This window comes from bacterium, assembly GCA_037131655.1.
Taxonomy (GTDB): Bacteria; Armatimonadota; Fimbriimonadia; order Fimbriimonadales; family JBAXQP01; genus JBAXQP01.
In genome coordinates, this window is record JBAXQP010000457.1 from 1 (window position 1) to 1,708 (window position 1,708).

At 46.5% G+C, this 1,708-nt stretch carries 2 protein-coding genes; one reads left to right on the forward strand and one right to left on the reverse strand.

Going from position 1 to position 1,708, the window contains the following annotated elements; translation table 11 throughout:
* A partial coding sequence (locus WCO51_13570) for a LuxR C-terminal-related transcriptional regulator (protein ID MEI6514282.1) occupies positions 1-447 on the forward strand: 447 nt, incomplete at its 5' end.
* Between the two features lie 14 nt (positions 448-461).
* On the opposite strand, the gene cimA is transcribed toward WCO51_13570, so the two are convergent.
* On the reverse strand, positions 462-1,708 hold a 1,247-nt coding region (cimA, locus tag WCO51_13575), incomplete at its 5' end, for a citramalate synthase (GenBank protein ID MEI6514283.1).

Genomic DNA, 1,708 nt, shown 5'->3' on the forward strand with positions numbered 1-1,708 from the left:
GAATATCCAATATTGGTGGGCGATAAGAGTTTGATTTTTTTTCCTGTTTTTTTGTTAGGTACCCCCGTTGCCGCAATGGCCATCACAAGCAGGGTTCAATTACGTGAGAAAGACTCGCTAAATCAATTCTTGACCGCGGTAGCAAGTATTTTTTCGCTGTACTACTTCAGAAATCATAACTCGCTACTCGAATATGTAGACCCCCAGGGGATACACATAAGCCCACCATCATCTGTTGGCTCTGAACACATGATATTGCTGACGGAGCGCCAACTAGTAATTCTGAGGCTCATCAGTGAAGACCGGACAAATAAAAGCATTGCGGAGTTTCTTGGCTACTCAGAATCAACGGTTCGACAAGATGTAATGAAGATTTTTGCGAAGTTGGGTTGTAATCATCGAAGTGAAGCCGCGGCAATGTTCAAGGGTTATGCAGTCAGCATTTGAAATATGATTTTTAATTAGCTCTGAGACCCTTGTCGCATAAGTCCAAATGTAATCGCATCTTCTAAAGCCATGGCCGATGCGGCAATAACATTTTCATGCACCCCCACTGTGGACCACTCACGAACCCCATCACTGGTTTCAACCAACACTCGAGTAATTGCACCCGTGCCTAAGCGACCCTCTAGAATGCGAACTTTGTAATCAATTAGCGTTAACTTCTCAACTGCCGGATAAAATTCAATTAGACCTGACCGAAGCGCGTTATCAAAGGCGTTAACTGGACCATTGCCACTTCCGATACAGACAATCTTTGCACCTTGTGCTACTACGGTTACTTCGGCTTTAGTCACAATACTCTGGTCTTCTGCGCGCTCAACCGTCGTTAGCCAATGTTCAATAGTGAAAAACGATGGGCGCTTCCCGCTGATTTCCTCGTGGACTAGGAGTTCAAAGGAGGCGTCGGCTGCTTCAAAGGTGAAACCTTGTGACTCCATATCCTTAACACGGGCAACGATTCGGCCAATGAGCTCTTTATCTCCACCTAAATCAACGCCGAGCTCTTGAGATTTCAATTCAATAGATGCACGCCCTGCCATATCCGATACAAGCATGCGCATATCATTTCCAACGCTTACTGGGTCTTCATGCTGATAGAGCGAGGGATCGACTTTGATTGCACTGGCGTGAAGACCTGCCTTGTGAGCAAAGGCTGAAACGCCAACATAAGGCTGGCGCGCACTCGATGAAACATTTGTAACTTCAGCGATGGCATGTGAGATTCTAAAAGCTTCACGTAGTGAGTTATTAGGCAACACTAGTTGATTCTTTTTTAACTCTAAATTTGCAATTATCGTGACTAAGTCGGCATTTCCGGTTCGTTCGCCATAGCCATTAAGTGTTCCTTGAACATGCGTAGCCCCTGCTGCTACGGCGGCCATTGAATTTGCCACCGCGCAACCTGTGTCATTGTGACAGTGGATACCTAGGCGGGCCGAACTTGCGGTAAGAACATCATGGACAACTTGTGATAATTCATCGGGCAACATTCCACCGATGGTATCGCAGAGTGCGATGACGTCGGCACCGGCTTCGGCGGCAACGCGTACAACTTCTAGGGCATAGGCGCGGTTGTTTCGATAGCCATCAAAGAAATGTTCGGCATCTAGAAATACACGTTGACCTTCGGCGATGAGGTGCGTGACTGAGTCACGGATCATTTCTAGGTTCTCATCTAGTGATGTTTTAAGCGCTAAATCAACGT